The sequence below is a fragment of the Bacillus sp. MBGLi79 genome (genome assembly GCF_002953915.1).
The window spans coordinates 1,853,879-1,856,521 of record NZ_CP026521.1; the positions used below are offsets into that span (position 1 = coordinate 1,853,879).

Annotated in this window: 3 protein-coding genes; all 3 read left to right on the forward strand. The window is 48.1% G+C overall.

The features are described from left to right. Positions 1-805, forward strand: an 805-nt coding sequence (locus C1T29_RS09460) for a Mur ligase family protein (protein WP_208945662.1), incomplete at its 5' end; no start/stop codon positions are given. 127 nt (positions 806-932) lie between these two features. Beyond that, complete coding sequence (mraY, locus tag C1T29_RS09465; RefSeq protein WP_020451299.1) at positions 933-1,907, forward strand: phospho-N-acetylmuramoyl-pentapeptide-transferase; 975 nt, start codon at positions 933-935, stop codon at positions 1,905-1,907. Further along, a partial coding sequence (gene murD, locus C1T29_RS09470; protein ID WP_208945663.1) for a UDP-N-acetylmuramoyl-L-alanine--D-glutamate ligase occupies positions 1,908-2,643 on the forward strand: 736 nt, incomplete at its 3' end. It lies immediately after the preceding gene.

The window sequence follows — 2,643 nt, forward strand, 5'->3', positions numbered from 1 at the left end:
TTTCTCTCAGATCTGCGGATCTTTTAACCACGATACACCGAAGTGGGCCGTGCTGAATGCGGATGACCCTGCTTCAGCGTATTTCGCCCAAGTGACGTCAGCACACCTTTTGACATACGGAATTCAAAACGATGCCGATGTCATGGCTGAAAATATCAAAATGGCTCCGAAAGGGACAACCTTTGATCTGGTGACGCCCAAAGGTACTGCACAAGTGACGATTCCGCTTGTCGGCCTCTTTAACGTCTACAATGTTTTAACGGCCGCGGGGATCGCACTAGCAGCGGATATCCCGTTTGCCACGATCACAGAAGGAATTGAAGGGCTGAAAGGCGTCAGAGGAAGATTTGAGCTTGTGGACGCCGGCCAGGACTTTCCGGTAATCGTCGACTATGCCCATACTCCTGACAGCCTCGAAAATGTCTTGAACACGTGCAGAGGCTTAACGGAAGGAAAGCTGTTTGTCGTCGTCGGCTGCGGAGGGGACCGCGATAAGACGAAGCGTCCGAAAATGGCGAAAATTGCCGTTGACCTTGCCGATGAACCGGTCTTTACAGCCGATAATCCGAGAAGCGAAGACCCGCTCGCCATTTTAAACGATATGGAGGAAGGCGTAAAAGGGGCTTACTATCACAGCATCGTCAACCGTGAGCAGGCGATCTTTTTTGCCATTGCAAACGCCAAAAAAGGCGATGTCGTCCTGATCGCAGGCAAAGGCCATGAAACCTATCAGCAGATCGGCGGTCAAACCTTTGATTTTGATGATGCTGAGGTGGCCAAAAGAGCCATTCTTGAGCTGAAATAACCGAAAAAGAACTACAGGAAAGAGTTGTTGAAATGATGGATGAAATAAATCAACATATGAAAAAAAACAGTGAATATGATAAATGCGTATGCTGCTACTTATATCACGCGGAAAGGAGAGAAGAACGATGCTCGAACAAGTAATTTTATTTACCATTATCATGGGCTTTTTAATCAGCGTTCTTTTATCTCCGATTTTCATTCCGTTTTTAAGAAGGCTGAAATTCGGGCAGAGCATCCGTGAGGAAGGTCCGAAATCCCATCAGAAAAAATCGGGAACGCCGACGATGGGCGGCGTCATGATCATATTGTCGATTATCGCGACGACCATTGTCATGACAATGAAATTTTCCGAAGTCAGCATGAACATGATCCTTCTCTTGTTTGTTACGGTTGGATACGGCTTGCTCGGCTTTTTGGATGATTATATTAAAGTCGTGATGAAGCGCAACCTTGGACTCACATCCAAACAAAAACTGATCGGCCAAATCGTGATTGCTCTGGTATTCTATGCCGTCTACCACTTCCAAGGGCTGCCGACTGACATCCGCATTCCGGGAACAGAGCTGTCATTTGATTTCGGCTGGATTTATCCGGTGCTCGTCATCTTTATGCTTGTCGGCGGTTCAAATGCTGTCAACCTGACTGACGGGCTTGACGGGCTGTTGTCTGGTACTGCTGCCATCGCGTTCGGTGCGTTTGCAATTTTGGCATGGAACCAGTCGCAATACGATGTCGCCATTTTCGCGGTTGCTGTTGTCGGAGCGGTGTTGGGGTTTCTTGTGTTTAACGCGCACCCCGCGAAAGTCTTTATGGGAGATACAGGATCGCTTGCCCTCGGAGGGGCGATTGTGACGATCGCGATTTTAACGAAACTGGAAATCCTGCTTGTCATCATCGGCGGCGTATTCGTCATTGAAACGCTGTCCGTCATTTTGCAGGTCATTTCATTTAAAACGACCGGCAAACGAATTTTCAAAATGAGCCCTCTTCACCATCATTACGAACTTGTCGGATGGTCTGAGTGGAGAGTTGTCGTCACTTTTTGGACAGCGGGACTTCTGCTTGCCGTCTTAGGAATTTACATCGAGGTGTGGTTATAAGTGGATACTCAAGATTTATTGCAAAATCAAAATGTGCTCGTACTGGGGCTGGCGAAAAGCGGATATGCTGCCGCTTCGATCCTTCATGAAAAAGGCGTAAAGGTTGTCGTGAATGACCAGCTGCCTTTTGAGGAGAATGAACCTGCGCGGATTCTCGCGGAAAAAGGGGTGGAAGTCGTCTGCGGCTCTCATCCGACGGAACTGTTTGATCTTCATTCGATCGACATTCTGATTAAAAATCCGGGCATCCGCTATGAAAACGTGATGGTCGAAGAAGCGCTGAAGCGGGGCATACCGGTCTGGACGGAGGTTGAACTTGCCTATCATCTGACAGATGCTCCGTTCATCGGCATTACCGGTTCAAACGGAAAGACGACAACGACAACGCTTGTTTATGAAATGCTGAAAGCCGATTCGAAAAAAGCGCTCGTTGCTGGTAATATCGGCACGGCGGCAAGCGAAGTGGCCAATCAGGCCGGCGGAGACGAATGGATCGTGACAGAGCTGTCGAGTTTTCAGCTCATGGGGACTTATCAATTCAGACCGAAAATCGGATTGTTATTAAACGTATTTGATGCCCATCTCGATTATCACCATTCCCGCCAAAATTATGAGCTTGCCAAACAGCAGGTCTATCGAAATCAATCGGAAACAGACGTTGCCGTTGTCAATTTGGACGATGAGACAGTCGTACGGCTTGCCGAGTGTTCAAAAGCGGAGAAGGTGTATTTTTCGG